Origin of the sequence: Paenibacillus sp. 1781tsa1, assembly GCF_024159265.1 — a bacterium.
In the GTDB taxonomy this organism is placed as follows: Bacteria; Bacillota; Bacilli; order Paenibacillales; family Paenibacillaceae; genus Paenibacillus.
The window spans coordinates 6316940-6337841 of record NZ_JAMYWY010000001.1; the positions used below are offsets into that span (position 1 = coordinate 6316940).

The following is a 20902-nucleotide window of genomic DNA, read 5'->3' on the forward strand; positions in this document are numbered from 1 at the left end:
CAAGAACGCTTGATTTATTATATATATCGGTTATTGGTCAACGTAATTTTAGGGAATTCCTAGCAAAACAAAAAAAAGCCCCGGAATAATCCGGAGCTTTCGGTATTAAAGTGAATCTTAACGAAGCAATTGCAGAACGCCTTGTGGTTGTTGGTTAGCTTGAGCCAACATTGCTTGTGCAGCTTGTGCAAGGATGTTGTTCTTCGTTTGTTCCATCATTTCTTTAGCCATGTCAACGTCACGTACACGGGACTCAGCTGCAGTCAGGTTCTCGGAAGATGTGTTCAAGTTGTTGATTGTGTGTTCCAGACGGTTTTGAACAGCACCCAATTTAGCGCGCTCGCTGGAAACGGAGCTGATTGCTTTATCCAAAGAAGTGATTGCATTGGAAGCACCAGCTGTAGTCGAGATATCTACACCAGCTACACCCAGAGCAGCGGAACGCATGTCATTCACACCGAAAGTGATGCTTTGACCTTTGTTTGCACCGATTTGGAATGTAACACCACCGTTGCCGGAAGCATCAGTTTGAGCTTGAGAAAGACCCAGATCTTTCACAGTTGATTTACCAGCCAAATCTTGCAGGTTGATTGGACCACTCTCACTTACGATTTCAAAACGACCATCAGACAAAGCATTTACTTTGACATCTTTGATATAGCCGAAATCTCCATCTTTAGTTGCTCCAGCTGCAGCATTAGCAGCTGCAATTGCTGTGTTAATATCCGCTTGCAATTGTGTTGCTGCTGCTGCCATTGTTGTTGTGTTATCAATAGCACCCGTCAATGTTGCTTGAAGTTTAGTATCTCCAATTTGGAAGTTGAATTGGTCACCTGCTGCTACATCAGTGCCATTGTAAGTGCTAGTACCAGTAGCTCCAGTATTAGCCGCAGCTGCTCCAATGAATTTACCTACAAGCTGTTGATTAGCCGTAGCAATCGAAATGCCCGATTCTGTTCCTTTAGAGCCACTTTCCAGAACAAGAGTCGAAGCAGCATTTACATAACCAGAAATATGTGCAACATTTGCGCCGGATGCATCAATTGCTTCATTGATTTTGCTTACGATCAGATCAGCAGCAGCTTTCATTGACGAATCAGTGGCACCAGTACCTTTACCTGCCAAGATTGTGTTTTGCTCATCTGTGGAAAGGTTTTGCCAATCGACTTTAATATCAGTACCATCAATTTTAATAGTTTCACTCTTGAAGTCAGCGGACGTAATTGCTAATGCAGTGTTCATTGCAGCAGCACCAGTCAAAGAAGCAGCTGTTTGTTTGGCAACCACTGTACCAGTTGTAGAATCCTGCCCTACAGAAGCACCTGCAGTTTTCAAAGCACCGTTCAACAATTTCTTAGTATTGAACTCCGTAGTATCGCCGATACGGTCGATTTCGGATTTCAATTGTGTTACTTCGCTTTGCAATGCTTTACGATCTTCTTCAGTGTTCGTACCGTTAGCGGATTGAACGGAAAGTTCACGTACACGTTGCAGGATGGAGTGAGTTTCGCTCAATGCACCCTCAGCTGTTTGGATCAAAGAGATACCATCTTGAGCATTTTTGGAAGCCATATCCAAACCGCGGATTTGACCGCGCATTTTTTCGGAGATTGCCAAGCCTGCAGCATCGTCACCAGCACGGTTGATACGAAGACCTGAAGACAATTTCTCGATGTTTTTGCTAGTTGCAGCAGAGTTAGTGGACAGTTGGCGGTGAGTGTTCAACGCCGTAATATTATGGTTGATAATCATTTGATATTTCCTCCCTGAAGATAAATTAGTTCCACATCCTTGTGGTAAACGCCGCGACATTAAGGTCGGCCGCCCTGCCGAAGCAGCGTCTAAATTATATATCGACGGAAGGTGAGCAACTGTTTATAGCAAATTGGAATATTTTTAATCTTTTTTGATATCTGTAATTCGCAGACGTTCCATAAAGGCTTCAATATTGGCTGCAAGCGGTGTCGCAGACTCCCGATTGGCCTCTTGAATGGATGCATATATTTCCTGCCTGAATATATCAATATGCTTGGGTGCGGAGATTCCAATACGTACTGTATCTCCCTCTACAGCGAGTACAGTCACCTCAATCTGATCCTGAATGATAATGGACTCGCCTTTTTTACGTGATAATACCAGCATTTACACTCCACCTTTCACGGATTTGGCTTCGTCTTCTTCCCAGATCAGATGGCGTGTATCGTAAGAAGACTGATGGAGCACAACTTGTTTACCTAAATGTCGCTCGGGGTTAAGAACTACGGGTGCAAGCAGGTTCATTGTTGATTTATTCGCCTGTGAATGAATCGTGACCATGGAGTATACAGACACTTGCTCAACAATCTTCAATTCTTCCTTATCTACCTCTCCCAATTCAAAACTATAATCTGGTACAAAAGTAAATGGACTTACCAAGAGGAATGCCAGTCCCGGCTCTCTTGTCGATTGCAAATAACTGAAAGGTGTATCTTCCCAAGGAACCAATGCAAACTCGGTTTCCTCTTCAAATCCGGGTAAACCCTTAGGAAATTGATATACATCTTCCTTTTTTACCTCTAATGATCCCCACATGCTTGTCTGAATATGAATAATAAACGCCTCCCTGGCGAAAGTTTTATGCAAAAAGAGCCATAGATGTCTAAGATCAAGACCGTCTATAGCTCTACTTTAGAGTAACTATAATCCTATATCTATGGCAGGTGGCGTGTACTGAATCGATGCATACTGCTTCACATAGATATCAAGCTTGCCCCGATTATACTCAATCTCCGGTCTATTCACAATGACATTCATTTCCGAGACAGCTGGAGTAAAGTTGATATCTGGCGCCTGAGTATAAACACGAGTCTCTACATTCCCGGAAGAAGCGGGTGTCCGCGTTTCAGGAAACGGCCTCGCCTGCCAGTCTGAGCCAATAATATTCGCAATGGTATTTCCAGGCTTATGAATTGCAGCCAATTCATTGCCCTGCTGAACTCGTTCAGCCATATTTTGCAAAAAGATCTGTTGAATGCCTGAATAGATCCGTGCATTCATATCAATCATATTGCCGCCTGTGTAAGCAGAGAATGCTTTGCTCTGATCTACACTCAGTCTCATCGGATGACTCTCCACTGTTAGCTTGGCAGGTCTGGTGTTCAACTGCACCTCAGCTTTGGGTTGACGAATGGAGAACTGTCCTGGATCAGCATCAATACTTAATAGAGTAGGCGTTGTCCTAATCTGAAGAACGGGAAGAGTACTCAAACGTTAACTCCTCCTTTTTATCTTAAGAAGTCCACCAGAGATGGTGAGATAATTTTGGCCCCCGCAGATAAAGAAGCATTATAGATGTTTTCCTGGATCTTGGATTGCATCGCCAGTTCGGCATAATCCGCATCCTCGACTTTGGATTGTAGATCTGTCAGGTTAATGCCGAGATCATCCAAACGTCCCATCATCAGATCAACCCTGTTCGTCTTGGCACCAATCTCAGAACGGATCGCAAGCATCTTGTCGGTACGGCTATCAATATTGTTCAACTGATTTGATAACTCTTTTTGATTTCCTTCTGTGAGAGCTTTCATAATGTTGTTCACGATGTTGAACAAGTTATCTTCTTCCGTCTCTGTGCCAAACACTTCATTACCACTCACATTAATAGGCAATTGAACACTTTCACCTACGATGAAGTTAATCTTCCCTTTATCCGTCACAATAGAAGCAGCGTTTGTTGTATCTAAAGTACCGTCTGGATTAGACGGGAAATCATATGGTTTAACATCATATGTCTCGCCATTAAAAATATATTTTCCGTTAAGCTTACTGTTCGAGATATCAATCAGTTGCTCTTTCAACTGTTTGACCTCTTCATTAATACTGTCGAGCGCGGACTGGGGATTGGTCCCTGTCGAAGCTTGTACCGTCAACTCGCGCAGACGTTGTACGGCGTTACCCGCCTGATTCATAACCGTATCATTAAACTCAAGCCATGATATAGCACTGTCTACGTTTTTCTGATACTGATCGTTCGATGAAAGTTCTGCACGATAACGAAGGGAGTAAGTAATCCCTACCGGATCGTCCGAAGGTTTGTTGATCTTGCGGCCTGTTGCCAGTTGGGTCTGGGTGTTGTTCATCTGCTGTGCGTTCCGGTTTAAGTTCAAAAGTAGCTGTGAACTGAGCATATTATTCGTTATTCTCATGGTCTGATTTGTCACTCCCTTCTATTATCTGCCTACTGTCCCAGTAGAGTTAATCAACTTATCAAGTAATTCATCATATGTGGTCATAAATCGAGCAGATGCATTATATGCATGCTGGAACTTGATCATATTGGACATCTCTTCATCCAAAGATACGCCACTCACGGATTGACGACGGGTGTCCACTTGCTCCACAAGGAACTCCGAGTTGGATGTCTGACGTGCAGCTTCCTGAGATTGTACCCCCAGTTGTCCCACAATGGCACTGAATTGTGCACCGATCGTTGCATTACGTAAACCGTCCGCTGATTTCATTGGTGTATCTTTCAGGTTCGCAAGCAAAATGGCAAGTGTATTGTTACCTTTGATTACAGTCTCTGTACCAGAAGCATCCGATGTGCGGAGTGAGGTCGCAATCTTATTCGGATCAGCCAGGATCTCTGCGTTCAATGAAATATTGCCAGCTGTAATGGCTGTTCCACCACCCGCTGCTGTAAAGAATGGGACTCCTCCAGAGTTAGTTCCATCCATGCTGTATCCAAGCTGATGCAATCCATTAAGTCCTTTTACTGTAACCTTCAGGTCTGTAGCCAGTGTTCGTGCTGCACCTGTGTATGTAACACCATCCAGTATAGTATTGTCTGGCAAGACCGAACCGGCAGGAAGAGTAATTTCAATATCTCCGTTAGCAAGGGTATTAGCCAAGTCGTCCATTTGTTTCCGATAATCACTTACCAATGTATCTCTAGACTTAATCATGCCATGAACTTCACCATTGGTGAGTGTGCCCGCAGTATATGCATCATTCAGAAAAGCAGGATCTACCGCCACTTGTACTGCCCCGCCTGTAACAAGTGCCTGTCCATTCATCTGGATCTGGTATCCTTGTTGAGAATCAGTAACAGTAATATTCATGATTTTGGACAGTTTATCGGTCATCAGATCACGTTGATCACGCAAATCGTTGGCATTGTCGCCAAGAGACTCAATTTTCACTATGGCACTATTGAGGTTCGCAATGTTACCCAGGTAACCCTGGATTTCATTACTTTTCACAGTGATGTTACTGTCCAAATCCTGACTAAGCGCATCCAATTGGCGGCTAATCTGATTCATCGCATCCGTAAGAGCGAGAGTTGTTTCCTTGACAATCCGGCGTGCCGTAACATCCTCAGGGTTTTTACTCAGATCTGACCATGATTTGTAGAAGTTATCCATTACGGTTCGAAATCCGGTCTCCGATGGCTCGTTCACAATAGCTTCAAGTTTCTCAAGTGTATCTCGTTGAATGGACCAACTCCCGAAGTTGGTGTTTTCATTACGATATTGGTCGTCCAGGAATTTCTCACGCACACGGGTAATGGAGTCGAACTCTACCCCTGTACCAAGCTGTCCTGGTGTTGTGCTATGCAAAAATGCAAATGGCTCCATTGGAATGGATGCCTGCATGTTTACCTTTTGACGTGAATAGCCTTCCGTGTTGGCATTGGCTACGTTATGGCCTGTTGTGCTAAGAGCTGTCGTCTGTGTGAACAAACTGCGTTTAGCCGTTTCGATTGAATGAAATGTAGATGTCACCTGGTTTCCCCCTAATTAATCAGGCACGCGTGTCAAACAGACCGATTCGCCCTGGATTGCCGTTCTTATCAGCAGGATGCTGATATGTGGCATCCTGTTCTGGCCGAGAAGCAAAGATATCCATTGAAAGATCAATAAACATCAACGATTGCTCGATCAGCTTTTGATTCAGTTGATTGATTTCCTTTAATTCCTGGAGTGTTCCCGCCAGCTTCTTCTGGACTTCGAGCAATCGCTGTTTGTCAGCCGGATCAAAAATCAATTTGGAGATCTCTGTAATGTTCAGGTTCAGCATGGACTTGATTCCACGCTCCTGAAGCAATTCGTGAACTGCACTCTGCCGTTCGATCTCCAATGGCTCCTGTTGTTTCATGAAACGGGATTCTTTGTTCAGAACGGCAATGAGTTCATCCACATCGTTTTTGACAATGACCTGTCTCTTGACCTCGCTGAGTGCCAGCATATCGCGGTGACTTTGTTCCATTTGCTGCAAAACTGCAATTAATCTGTCCAGTGCTGCCATTACGTGATCACCTATTCCTTATCAAAAGACTTAAAATACGGTAGCAATTTGTCAGCAAGCTTGCTGCTGTCTACCTGATACGTTCCTGAACTGACCTGTTCTTTCAGTTCCTGTATCCGCTGAATGCGTCCTGCATCCTGTGTACGCCCTTGTTCCTCAAGCATCTTCATCGCCTCCGGAGAAATGGATACTTCGTCCTTACGGCGGCTCTTCTTAGCATCAGCCTGCTGATTGGATTCAACGTTCCTCTGATATGAATTGATGGCGCCAATTCTACTCGGTTCATTGATTTTCATATGAACTACACTTCCTTCCACGTTAGAATTTTACATTGATATACGTTTTTCTTACTTTATCTTTATGTTATCGAAATGATTAGGATAATAAAAAAAACCGATAATCTTTAATAAGTTTATCGGTACGTTTCAAAACATTTGTTATAGCAAAACATGTATTTGAGCCCTGACTCCTATTAATCGCGTAGTTTGTCGAGAGCATTGTAGGTTCGTCCGCCTATATTGCCGTTATCCTTCTGACCTACATCGCGAGCTGCACTAGCCAAGTCTTTCGTCAAGCGATGACGACAAGAGTCACACATATGACCTTCACGAATCAATGTTCCGCATACTTCACAAGGATACATCATATTCGGGGCATTTTCGATGGAAATCCGTCCCTCTCGGATGAACTTGGTAATGGTTTTGATCGAAACTTCTGTTGCATCAGATAGTTCCTGTATGTTGGTGCCTTTGTTTTCGCGCAAATAATCTACACAGATCTGATATTCTGCTTCCATTTCCTTAATACAATTCGAGCATACATCTCGAAAATTCAACGCATATAATTTACCACAGCGAGGACAATTACCTAGATTCATCGCTAAAACGCCCCTCTCAAACTTCCATTTCCGAATAGATAATAACTATACATTACCTTATTTTCTCTGATGAAGCCATAGTCTATTTGCAAAACAAAAGAGGGGAACAGGATGCACATATATGCAACCCCGCTCCCCATTCTTCATCACTAATTTAATGTTCTAATACTTAATGCAGAAGACCATACGCTTGTATTCTGATCGTTGAAGGCCCGAATGCGATATTTATGCAAACTGGACGGTAACAAGTCAGAATGAGTAAATGTTGCATCACTGACCGTCGCCACAATTTGCCCATCGGCTTCAATTTCGTAGGATGAAGCTCCCCCAACCGCGTCCCACGTCAGAATAACGTTTGTTCTGTCCGAAGTTCCCTTCAGCACAGGTGTAGTTAATTGAGTCATTCCACTTATACTCTCACTCCAAGCTCCTGCACCAGAAGCATTTTTAGCACGAATTCGGAAGGTATGTTCCGTATTTGGTGCAAGTCCGCTCTTTGTATAAGCAACTCCACTCACGGCAACTACTGTACCATCAATCTCCAGATCATACCCTGTAGCTCCAGTTGCAGCAGTCCATCTCAGCGCGATAGCCGCTGTGGTTGCAGAGTTAATACTTAAACCTGAGACACTGGCAGGCAACGTAGTTTGGGACAGTATCGCTGTCCATGCACTCGCATTAGTGTCAGTCAGGGCACGAATACGATATTTATGAATCGTTCCACCAAATACTCCATTGTGTACATACATGAGATCACTCACCGTAGCAACTACTATGCCATCTGCCTCAATCTCATATTTAGTTGCACCCGCAACTTCATTCCATGTCAGCGTAACTGCCGTTTCTTCAGGTACACCTTTCAGCGTTGTGGGTACATTTAACTGGGTCGAAGCAGTTACGATCTCACTCCAGCTACCCATGCCGGCACCATTTTTGGCACGAATGCGGAAGGTATGATCTGTATTGGCTAGAAGACCACTTTTCGTATAAGCAGAGCCACTCACAGAAATCACAACGCCGTCAATTTCCAAATCGTAAGCGGTAGCGCCTGTAACAGGGCTCCATTTCATTGAGATCGCAACAGGTGTAGCGGTATTTAACATGAAACCGTTAACTGCAGCAGGGATGGTACTTTGCGTCAGCACTGCTGTCCATGCACTTGTGTTTTCACCTTTTAAAGCGCGAATTCTATACTTGTGTGCTGTTCCGGGTAATAAACCATCGTGTATATATACTGGCTCACTAACTATACCAACAATTGTACCATCGGCTTCAACTTCATACGCTGTCATATCTTCTACATCCGACCATGATAGATTGATTGCTGTTTCCTCCGATGTTGCCTTTAATACAGGTGTATTCAAAAGAGTCATACCACTGATTAGATCGCTCCAAGCACCTACTCCTGCGGCGTTCTTTGAACGAATACGGAAGGTATGCTCAGTGTTCGCAGCAAGACCACTCTTCGTATAGGCTACTCCCGTTACCGGGACAATGGTGCCATCAATTTCTAGGTCATACCCCGTTGCCCCGGTCACTGCTGTCCATTTTAGAGTGATTCCCACATTCGTAACAGAACTAATATTAAGTCCCGCAACTGAAGCAGGTATCGTACTTTGCGACAGTACAGCAGTCCAAGCACTCGTATTGTTATCCGTTAGAGCACGTATACGATACTTGTGCGCTGTTCCTGGTAACAACCCAATATGTGAATATGCCAGATCACTAACTGTGGCAATCACTGCACCATCGGCTTCAACTTCATAAGTAGTAGCGTCTGCAACAGCTGCCCAAGTTAGATTAATTGCCGTTTCTTCTGATGTTGCTTTTAATACGGGTGTATTCAGTAGTGTTGTTCCGCTAATCAGATCACTCCAGGCACCTACTCCTGCCGCATTCTTCGAACGAATACGGAAAGTATGGTCTGTATTTGCTGCAAGACCGCTCTTCGTATAGGCTACTCCCGTTACTGGGACAACCGTTCCGTCAATCTCTATATCATATCCTGTCGCCCCGGTTACTGCTGTCCACTTCAATGCAATAGCCACGTTCGTCGCAGAGCTAATATTTAAACCTGTAACCGAAGCGGGTATTGTACTTTGCGTCAGCACTGTTGTCCATGCACTCGTATTGATATCCGTAAGAGCACGGATTCGATACTTATGCGCAGTCCCTGGTAACAGATCAACATGTTCATACACCGGATCACTAACTGTGGCAATCACTGCACCATCGGCTTCAATTTCATAAGTAGTAGCGTCTGCAACAGCTGCCCAAGTTAGGTTAATTGCCGTTTCTTCTGATGTTGCTTTTAATACGGGTGTATTCAATAATGTTGTTCCACTAATCAAATCGCTCCAAGCACCTACTCCTGCGGCGTTCTTCGAACGGATACGGAAGGTATGGTCTGTATTTGCTGCAAGACCGCTCTTCGTGTAGGCTACTCCCGTTACTGGGACAACGGTACCGTCGATTTCTAGGTCATACCCCGTCGCTCCAGTTACTGCTATCCATTTCAAGGCAATGGCCACGTTCGTCGCAGAGCTGATATTCAACCCTGTAACCGAAGCCGGTATCGTGCTCTGCGTCAGAATTGTTGTCCATGCACTTGTATTGTTTTCTGTCAAAGCACGAATACGATACTTATGTGCCGTCCCCGGCAATAGATCGCTGTGTACAAATGTTAGTTCGCTTGATGTTTTCATAACAGTACCATCGGCTTCAATCTCGTATGTAATCGCATCTGGTACATCTGCCCAAGTCAGCTTGATACTTGTTTCTTCTGACGCCGCCTTTAATACAGGTGTATTCAGCAGTGTCGTTGTACTGAGAGGATCACTCCAATCACCCACGCCTGCAGCATTTTTCGAACGAATACGGAAGGTGTGTTCTGTATTTGCTGCAAGGTTACTCTTTGTGTAGGCTACGCCAGTGACAGGTACAATTGCACCGTCAATCTCCAAATCATACCCTGTCGCCCCTGTCACTGCTGTCCATTTCAGACCAATAGCTGTATTAGTGACCGAATTTATAGTGAGATTCGAAACAGGACCAGGGAGTGTACTTTGGGACAAAATTGCAGTCCATGCACTTGTATTGGTATCATTCAAAGCTCGTACACGATATTTATGAAGTGTCCCTGGTGATAGATCAGTGTGTGTATAAGCCGGATCTACAACAATTCCTACATTAACTCCATCAGCTTCCACCTCATAAGAGGTAGCTCCCTCAATTGCAGGCCATGCCACAATCATTTCTTCTTGCGATGAAATTGCTTTAAGAACAGGCGTACTTAAAAGTGTGGAAACAGTTAGCATATCAGTCCACTTACCTACGCCACCTGCATTTTTAGATCTTAATCGAAATGTGTGCTCGGTATTGGGCGTAAGAGCCGTCTTACTGTATGTTGTACCAGAGACCGGAACGACGATTCCATCAACCTCCAGATCATATCCACTAGAACCTTTAATTGCAGTCCAACTTAAAGAGATTTTATTGAATGTATTCTCTGTAATTTTCAAACCACTGGCTGAGTCTGGCACAACAAGTTGCGTAGCCGTTCTGCTCCAGTTGCTCTCATTATCTGAAGATACTGCTTTTAATGCATAGGTATGACTGGAATTGGCCTCCAAACCAACGTGTTCGTAATTCGTTACATTACCTAGGTCAATCGAGACTTCACCATCAATCTGAAGTTGATAACCAACGGCATGATTAATTGCAGCCCACTCTATTATATTTTTCCCTTGCTCAGAGCTCGTGGAGATCACAGGTTCGTTAAGCAGTGTTTTGATAATAAAGACACTACTCCATTCACTTTTTCCTATCGAATTTATAGCGCGTATTTTGTAAGAGTAATTTTGGTTAGGAATGAGCACGGCATCATCCAAACTCGTACCATAATAAGGCCCCATTACCATACCATCACGCTCAATTTCATATTGTACAGCTTCCTCTGCATGATCCCAGCGGATATGAGTCGTGTTTTCACTGGAGTTACCCGTTATATTCGAAGGCACCGATGGTACATTATTAATTGGTAACGGGTTTACCTCCTGTTTGGTAAAAGAAGCGGGTTCAGCTTTACGTGTATAGTACGGATTAAGTTCAGAGTAAAAATCTACAACCTCTCCCGTATCTGCGTTTACAACCAAACTCAACTGTCTTACATCATAATCATATACATCAATCGGCGTCAGTTGACCTAGCACATTATAGTGTGTGATCTCCCATTGTCCGACTTGGTTATAGGGTTGTCTGTACGTCATCTCGGTAGCAATTTCACGCACTTTGCTCAGATCAATTAAAAAAGCATTATCGATCTGTCCGGCATATTTGGATGTATACGATCCAAAGCTTATGTTGGTAATATCACTTGTGAAACCCAGGATAGACTGCATTCTGGTGAAAGAATATCCCGTTGATGAAATATTGTAGGATCTCGCCCAACTCAGTTTAACTGATTTTTGGTTCACCTCTAATTGGCCGTTATTGTTGGTCATTACATATTGATAATCATTGCTTGATGAGACTATCCCGCTTCCTACCGCTGCATGTGCCCGATTTCCCCCGTACACGCCAAACTGCCCGAATACCAGCATGAATACTAGTAGACGGACAGTCCATAAGTAAAATCCGTTTTTTCTTTTACCTGCGACCACTTTTGTTCTCCCCTTCAAAAGATATGTTGTGCCACTCCCTATGCTGTCACCTGTGGTGAACGGCAAAACTATCTATTCTGCGCGAGAAAACCAATTCCTCTTTTTTACATGTAAAAAATTTCTTATTACGCTTTCATTTATAATCTCATCAAACACCTATATTTCACATGGTATACATGGAAATGTGATACACACATATGTACCAACGATTAATAAAAGAACATATTTTCCTGTCTACTATTCATCATAAAGTATAGATCTCACACCTAAAGTGGCTGAAAGATGCTGGGCAGTCATTCATTATTCGGAGTTCCTTTCTATGATCTTGCCAGTGTCAGCGTGTAAATTTCAACCGGAATCTCCATGGAATAACCAGCATTTAAGATAACCCGCCCACAAGCGTCCAAGGTGCTGCCTGTTGTGTATATATCATCGATTAGCAGGATCTGTATGGGTTTGGCATGTGACATGACCTTTTGTGTTGGCAGATATGATCCCCTGTATAGCTCTTCAATTAAATGCATGCCATCCGGGTTGATGGAAAAAGCGTTCTTCATCGTTTCGATACGTTCACCGCGTGATTTGAAGCTTTGTTTGGTGGTGTTGATCTGGCGCTGCAACAGATCAAGGATGGGTAGGCGGCAGGCGGTGGCGAGCCCAGCAGCCAGCCGCTCCGCCTGATTGAAGCCGCGCTCGGCCAGACGCTCGCTGCTCACCGGGACATAGGTGACTGCGTCAGGCCGCCATTGCGGCTTCGTTTGTTGAGCAAGTGTGGCGGAATGAGCCACGAGGGCTGGGGGTTCTTTTGCCAAAGCAGAATTCTGCTCCTCACTCATCGCTTGAAAGGCTTGAATCAACAAAGCGGTTAGGAGCGGCGCGTATCGTTCATGGCCTCTGAATTTGTACATGCCTATCCATTCTTTCATTAAAGTGTTGTATTGTACGGCACTGCGATTGGAGATAAAAGAACGGTTTTGCATATGTGGACGCGCACAGTCCGGGCATCCGACACCCCGACCACAACGCAGACAGCGAATGGAACGAATCCATGGAATTTGTTTCACACAACGTGGGCATATACCTGGATAAGTTGAAGACAGAAGCGCTCGAGTGCCGCATGTCAGACAAGTCGCTCCAGGTGGGGCGAGCAGATGATGGAGGCGTTGGGTAAGGTGCTGAGCATGATCGGCGATGTTGCTGAGCCAGGTGAACATAATCGTGTAAACCTCCAATCTGGTCTGGAGAATCTAATGGTATGTAGGAAATATACGCTGTGTGTACTTTGATCTATGGATGCTAATTCATATATTTGGCAGATCACAATTAACAATTATGTCTGGGATGGCGGATGCAGGTAGCCTTTGCGACGAGCGATGGTGTTCATTTTCCGAATTTGTGCAACGGCCTTCACCTGTGAACGTGTCCGACGAGATGATGCAAAAACCACTCTTCCCGCCGGGTCATCCATCGAACGCCCTGCTCTGCCCGCCATCTGAACCAGTGAAGCTTCATCAAAAAGACCATTGTCTGCATCCAATATAAAGACATCGCTGCGTGGAATGGTCACGCCACGCTCCAGAATCGTTGTCGTTACGAGCAAACGAATGGTACGTTCACGAAAGGATATAACTTTGCTAGCGCGATCGGGGTCCTGAGATGACGTTCCTTCAATATGTATTCCAGGAAAGGTGCGGCGCATCAGATTCACAAACGCCTCAATCTGGGCAATGCGTGTCACAAACACAAATACCTGGGCGTCACGCTTCAATGAAATTTGGATGTTAGTTTTCAAAGCAGAAGGAAGATTTCGTTTCCTAATACATTCAGCAACGGTAATCATCTTGATCAATCTTGGCACAGGCAACGGATGACGGTGGAAACGTACCGGAACTTTGGCATGAGTGAGTTTCCCCTGTGCTGCTTCCCTCTGTAGCCGAGCTGGTGGTGTAGCAGACAAATATACGAAATTCCCATCCAGTTTACAAGAAGATGCAGCCGCATGAGCGAGCATGGGATCGTTATGGTACGGGAAGGCATCCAGTTCATCGATGATCACGAGATCAAACCCCTGATAAAAACGCATCAGTTGATGTGTGGTCGCGAGCGTCAGTTGAGCGTCTTTCCAACGTTCGTCACTGCCGCCGTAAAGGGTAGCGAGCGAGATATTGGGAAAGGCTTTGGCCAGACGCGGAGCCAGTTCCAGTACCACATCCCTGCGCGGCGTAGCAACCAGTGCTCGTCCGCCACGATCCAGTGTATGTTGGAGCAATGGGAATATCATCTCGGTCTTGCCGGCCCCGGTCACGGCCCACAGCAAGAACCGCCCCGGCCCATCCCCTGCGGGTGGCTGGGCCAAAAACGCAAGCGCCGCAGCTGCTGCCGCGCTCTGCGCTGCGCTAAGCCCCCACCGGGCGAGCCCGCCGCCGGTGGGGGCCAAGGCCGTGCCACGCGGTGCTTCGCCGCATCGTGGCACGGCCCCTTGCGCTGCACTGCGTAGCAGCAGCGCACAAGCACGGCTGCGCCCTAGCGCGAGGCAGGCCTCGCAGTAGGCGCACGCCGCCAAGCCGCAGGCAGCGCAGGGCACGCGCTGCCTGGCTTCGCTGCCACAACGGTGGCAGCGGGGCGCGCTCCGCGCGCGTCCAAGCCACGCGTGCCGACGGCGCGTGGCAGGCCCTTGGAGGGCGGCTGTGATACTCAGCCGCCCGTGCAAGCGCGCGAGCTGCGCAGCCGCGCGCCACTCCCTTGGCGGCTGGGCGGTATCCGCCAGCAACGCCTCCGCCTCGGCCGCCAGCAATTGGCGGCCGCCGATCCGCTCAGCCAGCAGGGCCGCGTCCCGCTCCAGCTGAGCCCACTGCCCGGCGGGATACGGCTCGGGCATCCCGCCTACCTGAATGCAACGCGCAGCGACACTCCCCGCTTTGCCCGCTATACCTTTTCTCGACTCAACTTCCCCCGAGGCCAGTTCATACATATTCAGCTTCCGCGCAAGATAACTCTGCCATTCACGCTCACCCCACTGATCCATACCTCGCTCCATCTCAAAATGTTCTACCAACCAGGATGCCTGACTTAACGGCAACGCCGTATCTAACAGCAACCAGCGCAGCACATGTCGCCCACTTCCTCCCTCTAGCCACCAGGCCACATCCACACGAATGTCGAGTGATAACATCATGCTCCACCCTTCCCCTATACGGCACACATATAAGGCAACCTTCATTTACTCTCCTCCCCCATCGTAATTTTTCCGAACGCAAAAAAAGCACATGCCAACCCGGCTGTTCGCCGGAGCATGTGCTTCATGTCCATTTTCCATCTGCTTATGTTCAATCTACTTACACTATACCAATTGAATCTTTACATCACAAGGTTACTCACTCACACCAGTTCTTCTAATAACCAGAATCTTTCTTTCAAATTGCGAAACTTTTTCCAATCTCTATCGTCTATACTTTTAAATTAAGAGTTCTGACTTCGAAAAACTTATTTTAATGATCGCTACGTCGTCAGAACCCAGGCAATAACCATAGATTGCATAAAAACCCATTTTTAATTTAAAAGCAGACTTGGCTACAATTACAAAAAAAGACTACAGCTTCTGCTGTAATCTTTTCACTGTAGATCTGCGAAATGTTAATCCCATTTTCCGTTCACATGATGATTTATTGCTCAGACTCACGCAAATCAATCAGCCGAAAAGTGTGATCGATCTGTGCTATCCGCTCAATATCAGCAGGGACAGCAGGCAGATAAGATGTCTCCATTCCTTGCCTTTGCATAAGCTTTTCAATAATCGTAATCGTTTCCGCTTCTGTACGATCAGCAACAACGGTTAATCTGAAGCTCTTTCCACGGTATAACAATTCCCGGCAAAGTGCTCTTACAATGCCTTCGATCCGCCCTGCCTGATTGGAAGGGATGAGCAGGATCTGCTCGAATCCTTCAGATTCCGGACGAGAAAGATGGCGCTGGTGCATGGCATGAACGGCCATTGCCGCCAGGAAGTATATGAGCAGAATCATAGTCAGATGAGCAACCATGGCAACTGCACCTCCTCGGAAGGTCATGCTCACCCATGGCGAACATCCCTGTATACAACAAGTATATGCTGTACTTCCTGAAGGGTTACACTTGCATTTCCTATCACTCATATTCCACGCTGATCGACACCGGACGAAGAAAGACAGGCCAGGTCATTCATTCACGCCTAAGCTTGAACACATGTTCCGCACAACCTTGCGCTTTGCTCATGTGCAGTGATAAAGTCCATTAACCCGCAAACCAATCCAGCATTCTGGAAAGGGCGCGAGTGAACACCAATCTATACTTCGTCAAGGTTGAATCAACCAATGGACTAACTTACCATAAGAATACTGCTTCTACGATAAACATAAGGTATTAGAGCGTAACCCAACCATACTTGATCGAATTGATAACAGCTTGTGTACGGTCGTCCACTTCCATCTTCTGCAGAATACTGCTGACATGGTTTTTTACTGTTTTTTCACTGATGAACAGGAATTCACCAATCATTTTATTGCTCTTACCTTCTGCCATTAAGCGAAGCACTTCAGCCTCACGACGTGTGAGCGGGTTATTGTCGCCAGCGACAAATTTAACGCCTGCTTCCTTCGAAGCTCCTTCACTCATCGCCCCTGTTTCATTAAGATACGTCATACGACGCAGCTGCATGATCAGTTTGCCTGTCACTTTTGGATGAATGAATGCATGTCCTTCATGCACGGAACGAATCGCATTGATCAGAGACTCGGCCTCCATATCCTTCAGCAAGTATCCGTTAGCCCCTTTACGAAGCGTCTCAAACACATAACTTTCATCATCATGAATGGACAAGATAATCACTTTGACATCAGGGAACAGCTCACGCAATTTCTCCGTAGCTTCAACCCCATTTTCAATTGGCATGTTAATATCCATCAATACGATATCAGGTTTATCCTGATTGCAGAATTCGAGCACTTGAATCCCATCGCCGCATTCGCCGATGACCTCAATGTCGTCCTCCATATTTAAAATGCGTTTCAGTCCCTCACGGAACAGCTGATGATCATCAGCCAAAAGAACTTTAATCGATGCTTTACCAGTATCACGGTTTTCCATCATCCTGCTACTCCTTTCCCTTATCCACGTTTGTCGGGATATGAATCACTATTTTGGTTCCTTGATTTTCTCCGGATTCAATCTCTATTCTTCCTTCTAACAGTTCAACCCGTTCTCTCATCCCAATCAGACCGAAGTGGGTATGATCCTTGCTTTTCTTTGCAAGAAGCTCCGGTTTGAACCCAAGCCCATTGTCCTGAACGACAATTTTGACGAGCTGAGCCTGGTATGTAATTTCCACTACAACATAAGTGGGATAAGCATGCTTTGCAGCATTCGACAGACCTTCCTGAACAAGGCGGTAGATCGCTGCCTCCATCGCGGAAGATAACCGGTGTTCCTTACCTCTTGTTTCAAAAAGCGACCGGATTTTTGTTTTTACTTCAAAATCCTGCACATACTTCCGAAGCGTTGGAATCAGTCCCAGATCATCCAGTGCCATAGGACGCAGATTGAAAATAACTTTTCTCATTTCTTCAAGACTGGAACGAACCTGGCCTTTCAAATCTACTATTTCGGCCTGGACCATCTTAAAATCCTGCTTAATGAGCATTCTTTCTACAATTTCCGTCCTAAGCACTAGATTGGCGAGCATCTGTGCAGGCCCGTCATGAATCTCACGAGCAATACGTTTCCGCTCTTCTTCCTGGGCCAAAATTATTTTCAAACCAATCATTTGTCGATTTTTGGCAGATTCGATGATCCGGGTCACTTGACCCAGCTCACCTGACAGGTATTCGAGTACAACACCCATCTGCGAACCGATCGTCTCGGCACGCTCGACAGAAGCTTCCACATTTTTGGCACGCTTCTGCAGATCATCCCGACGAGCCTTCAGATACATTTCCTTCTCACGATAAATCATCAGATCCAGCTGCAGCTGTGTTGCTTTCTCGTACGCCTGCTTGATATCATGCTCGGAATAACGGACAAAGTCGCGGCTAACCTCCGTCAGCCGGATCCGGGAACGGCGGTAGTTCAACTCCAATTGATCTACTTTCTCGATCGTTTCCGCCGTTTCCTTCAGTACCGACTTCAACTCCTCGTTGAGTGTCTTCAGCTCATCGCGAGTTGCGTCCATAATTTCGAACATTTGATATTTGCTGTTTTCCATGACTTGTATGGCGTTTTTAATGACGCGGTCTATGGCATCGGCTTGTAAATCCACGTTTGTTCGACTCCATTTCTATCGTTTCCGGTATATATCATACCATATCACGATGAGATGGTAACGGTCTTCGTTTTCTGTTCCCATTTTACAGTGAGTCCAAGCTGCTCGGAAACGAGTCTGAGCGGGACTAAAGTCCTACCACCCGTTACGTATGGTGCAACAGTTGCGCTTTGTCTTTTACCATTCAGAATGAATTCTTTCTGCCCTACAACCAGATCAATCAGCTTGCTACCACGTAATACTGTGATCCGCTGATTTTTGCTATCCCAGCTTGCCTGACCACCAAAAGCGTCCAAAACATGTTTGATTGGCACATACGTCGTACCATTTTTCAGGACTGGTGCTGCATCAATTGCTTTTTTCGTTCCATTCACCGTCATCGATTTCTGTCCAAGCACAAGCGAAGCTGTTCCCGTAGGCAATCCAACTTCACTGGACTTGGAAGGCATCGTGAATGCGATATTATCAAAAGCAACCGTACCTGTCTTCGCGCGCTCATCCTGACCCTCTTCCACATTCACCACATAAACTCGCTTCAGCTTTGCCGGATAGGCGATATTCAGTCCGTTCAGGTCCACGCTCAGCTTCTTCCATCCGCTCCAGTCAATCGCTTTAGCAAGATCGGCATATACCGTTTTGCCATTGGCATCCGTGAATTCAGCGCGCAACCAGTTCAGGCTCTTATCTCCCATAACATCCATCGACATTGATGTCGCTGCAGCAGATACCTCTCTGCCGGTAGAGCCGTTCAGTTGTGCATAAGCGTACATTTTGCCTGTTCCAGCAGTCATGTCATAACCAAGTTGCAATACATTGGAGCCGGCTTTTTCACCCGTTCCTGCTGTAACAGTTGCCGATCCGGTCACACCCGCTGCGTTTGTCGTGAAGTTGATCGGATAATTCACGTTGTCGAAGTTCTCCCAGATCGTTTCGCTTGCAGAAGCCGAGAGTACAACGACTGTGCTGTAACCATCATAACGTCCAATCGCATATCCCACTTGTGCACCAGAGTTGACCGAAGATACGGTTAATTGGTCCGCCGTCACTTTACCTTTGAACCCGATAAATTCCCATGTCAGCGAATCGGCCGGAACCGTCACACTTTGTCCGCTCTTCGTTGTTGCCGTTACAGGAATGGACATCGTTGTGCCTGCTTTGAGCGAACCGAGACCTGATCCTGCTGTCAGAGAAGCCAATTCACTTCCACCCAGTACCGATACTTTAATGGAAGATGAGGCTCCATTGCTCGTTGCCGTCAGCGTTGCTGTGCCTGGCTTCACGCCTTTGATCGTCCCGTTGCTGACACTCACAATGCCGTTGTTGCTGGACTTCCAGGACATGCTGATATCGCCTGTTGCAATCGGGTTGTAGTAGGTGTCATATCCTTTGGCTGTGTACTTACCCTCTTGCCCCACCAGCAACGTTTGGCTGCCACTCACGGCAAAGCCCTTCAGTTTACCTACTGGAGCCGTAGAGAATACACCCAGCGTGTTTACAACCTGACGTTGCTCGGTGCCATACTCTGTATTGAACGTCAGACCGGCGGTCTGCTCACCTAACGGACGTGTTACCATCGTTGTGGAGCCGCCTCCGTCTAGGTTCATGCCTTTCCAGACACCCACACTGGTCATAAAGGATTGCAGTTCCGTCAGCGACATCCCGCTGCTGTTACTGTTTTTCTCCGCTGCAATGATGTAGACATACCGACCATCCTGAGAGTAGCCTACTGCCGTTCTTGCACGAATACCACCAATGCCGGACGCAGCGATATCCCGGGAGAAGGAAGCTGCCTTACCACCGTTCACCAAAATGGTATGACCACCAATCATCATTTCCAGATTACTTGGATCAACCGATTGTCCGGTTGTTTTGGCTTTCAGCTTGTAATCCGCATCCAAGGTTTGCCCAACAGATAGATGGCTCATGATCCATGTCGCCGCTGTTCCATGTGCACGCAAAATGTACCCATCCTGCGGCACCGTCATGTTTAACGCTTTTTTATCCGAGATTTGGGTGATTACTCCGTTCTGCACGAGAACCTCTGTCGGCGTTGTGGAAGGGTCATTCGGACGTTTGGTGGAGGTCCATGCCGGTGTATAAATATACATCGAGTTGGCATGACTATATTTCACTGATCCCGACTCTACCGTATAATCCTCTTTATTTATCCCACGCAAAGCAAAGGTTGAACCATCCTGGGCCTTCACTGTTCCATCAAAAGAATACTCGTCGATCATCGGCTTACCGTCCTTGGTCACCGTGAGTGCATACATGCCCGACAGTTCGGAAGGTGTGGAGACCAGTACGCCATCAGAGACCTGTCCACCAATCGGCGCGAGTTCACCGGATACATTGAAGTAATCGCCATTCACAGCAGCCACTGCACCATTTTCCTTGGCCATGGCACCTGTGCTCTGTTTGCTGTTCAGATTACCGCCCTTGCCTGTCATCACATCCAGCTTCACATACGGGTTCTGCAGATCCACCTGGACCACATCCGTCAGTACGTTGACCTTGGAACCGGAACGTGTTGTTGTATATCTGTATTTCATGAGCTTCGCACCCGAAGTCAGAATTTCTTCACTCAACTTGCTTGTATTCGTAGATGCCGCTGCGGCCACCGATTGCCACGAAGTGCCTGACCACATCTGCCCGCCTGCACTCATCACCGGTGCAATCCAGATCACACCCGCCAGCGTCACAATTGCCCATTTCTTTACCTTACTGCCCTTAACGTCTTCCAGCTGTTTCCCATGTTTCCCCAGCATGTTTGAAACGTCTCTCCCA

General features: G+C 46.4%; 16 protein-coding genes. All 16 read right to left on the bottom strand.

Going from position 1 to position 20902, the window contains the following annotated elements:
- Nucleotides 1-117 precede the first annotated feature (117 nt).
- Nucleotides 118-1752, bottom strand: a complete 1635-nt coding sequence (locus tag NKT06_RS28410) for a flagellin N-terminal helical domain-containing protein (protein ID WP_253441276.1) — start codon at nucleotides 1750-1752, stop codon at nucleotides 118-120.
- Between the two features lie 144 nt (nucleotides 1753-1896).
- Nucleotides 1897-2142 carry a carbon storage regulator CsrA gene (gene csrA, locus NKT06_RS28415; protein WP_253441278.1) on the bottom strand — a complete coding sequence of 82 codons (246 nt, stop codon included), beginning with the start codon at nucleotides 2140-2142 and terminating at the stop codon, nucleotides 1897-1899.
- Nucleotides 2143-2571 carry a flagellar assembly protein FliW gene (gene fliW / locus NKT06_RS28420; RefSeq protein WP_301290191.1) on the bottom strand — a complete coding sequence of 143 codons (429 nt, stop codon included), beginning with the start codon at nucleotides 2569-2571 and terminating at the stop codon, nucleotides 2143-2145. It abuts the gene before it with no gap.
- Between the two features lie 105 nt (nucleotides 2572-2676).
- Nucleotides 2677-3246 carry a DUF6470 family protein gene (locus tag NKT06_RS28425; RefSeq protein ID WP_076333998.1) on the bottom strand — a complete coding sequence of 190 codons (570 nt, stop codon included), beginning with the start codon at nucleotides 3244-3246 and terminating at the stop codon, nucleotides 2677-2679.
- Between the two features lie 17 nt (nucleotides 3247-3263).
- Entirely contained in the window at nucleotides 3264-4184 is a 921-nt protein-coding gene (gene flgL / locus NKT06_RS28430) for a flagellar hook-associated protein FlgL (RefSeq protein ID WP_253441282.1), read from the bottom strand.
- Between the two features lie 24 nt (nucleotides 4185-4208).
- On the bottom strand, nucleotides 4209-5762 hold the full coding sequence (gene flgK, locus NKT06_RS28435; protein WP_253441284.1) for a flagellar hook-associated protein FlgK: 1554 nt from the start codon (nucleotides 5760-5762) through the stop codon (nucleotides 4209-4211).
- Nucleotides 5763-5781: 19 nt separating this feature from the next.
- On the bottom strand, nucleotides 5782-6285 hold the full coding sequence (locus tag NKT06_RS28440) for a flagellar protein FlgN (RefSeq protein WP_076333996.1): 504 nt from the start codon (nucleotides 6283-6285) through the stop codon (nucleotides 5782-5784).
- Nucleotides 6286-6296: 11 nt separating this feature from the next.
- The gene (flgM, locus tag NKT06_RS28445; RefSeq protein WP_053779526.1) at nucleotides 6297-6581 is read right to left on the bottom strand and encodes a flagellar biosynthesis anti-sigma factor FlgM; all 285 of its coding nucleotides are present in this window, start codon (nucleotides 6579-6581) and stop codon (nucleotides 6297-6299) included.
- Between the two features lie 176 nt (nucleotides 6582-6757).
- Nucleotides 6758-7162, bottom strand: coding sequence for a TIGR03826 family flagellar region protein (locus NKT06_RS28450; protein ID WP_253441285.1), 405 nt, complete (start codon nucleotides 7160-7162; stop codon nucleotides 6758-6760).
- A 149-nt stretch (nucleotides 7163-7311) separates the two neighbouring features.
- Nucleotides 7312-11823 carry a fibronectin type III domain-containing protein gene (locus NKT06_RS28455; RefSeq protein WP_253441287.1) on the bottom strand — a complete coding sequence of 1504 codons (4512 nt, stop codon included), beginning with the start codon at nucleotides 11821-11823 and terminating at the stop codon, nucleotides 7312-7314.
- A 317-nt stretch (nucleotides 11824-12140) separates the two neighbouring features.
- The gene (locus NKT06_RS28460; RefSeq protein ID WP_253441289.1) at nucleotides 12141-13037 is read right to left on the bottom strand and encodes a ComFC family protein; all 897 of its coding nucleotides are present in this window, start codon (nucleotides 13035-13037) and stop codon (nucleotides 12141-12143) included.
- Between the two features lie 116 nt (nucleotides 13038-13153).
- The gene (locus NKT06_RS28465; RefSeq protein WP_253441291.1) at nucleotides 13154-15043 is read right to left on the bottom strand and encodes a helicase-related protein; all 1890 of its coding nucleotides are present in this window, start codon (nucleotides 15041-15043) and stop codon (nucleotides 13154-13156) included.
- A gap of 442 nt (nucleotides 15044-15485) precedes the next feature.
- Nucleotides 15486-15863, bottom strand: a complete 378-nt coding sequence (locus NKT06_RS28470) for a hypothetical protein (protein ID WP_253441294.1) — start codon at nucleotides 15861-15863, stop codon at nucleotides 15486-15488.
- A 358-nt stretch (nucleotides 15864-16221) separates the two neighbouring features.
- Nucleotides 16222-16944, bottom strand: a complete 723-nt coding sequence (locus NKT06_RS28475) for a response regulator transcription factor (protein ID WP_026081439.1) — start codon at nucleotides 16942-16944, stop codon at nucleotides 16222-16224.
- A 7-nt stretch (nucleotides 16945-16951) separates the two neighbouring features.
- Complete coding sequence (locus tag NKT06_RS28480; RefSeq protein WP_074092506.1) at nucleotides 16952-18112, bottom strand: sensor histidine kinase; 1161 nt, start codon at nucleotides 18110-18112, stop codon at nucleotides 16952-16954.
- Between the two features lie 47 nt (nucleotides 18113-18159).
- Entirely contained in the window at nucleotides 18160-20883 is a 2724-nt protein-coding gene (locus tag NKT06_RS28485; RefSeq protein WP_253441296.1) for a stalk domain-containing protein, read from the bottom strand.
- Between the last annotated feature and the right edge of the window lie 19 nt (nucleotides 20884-20902).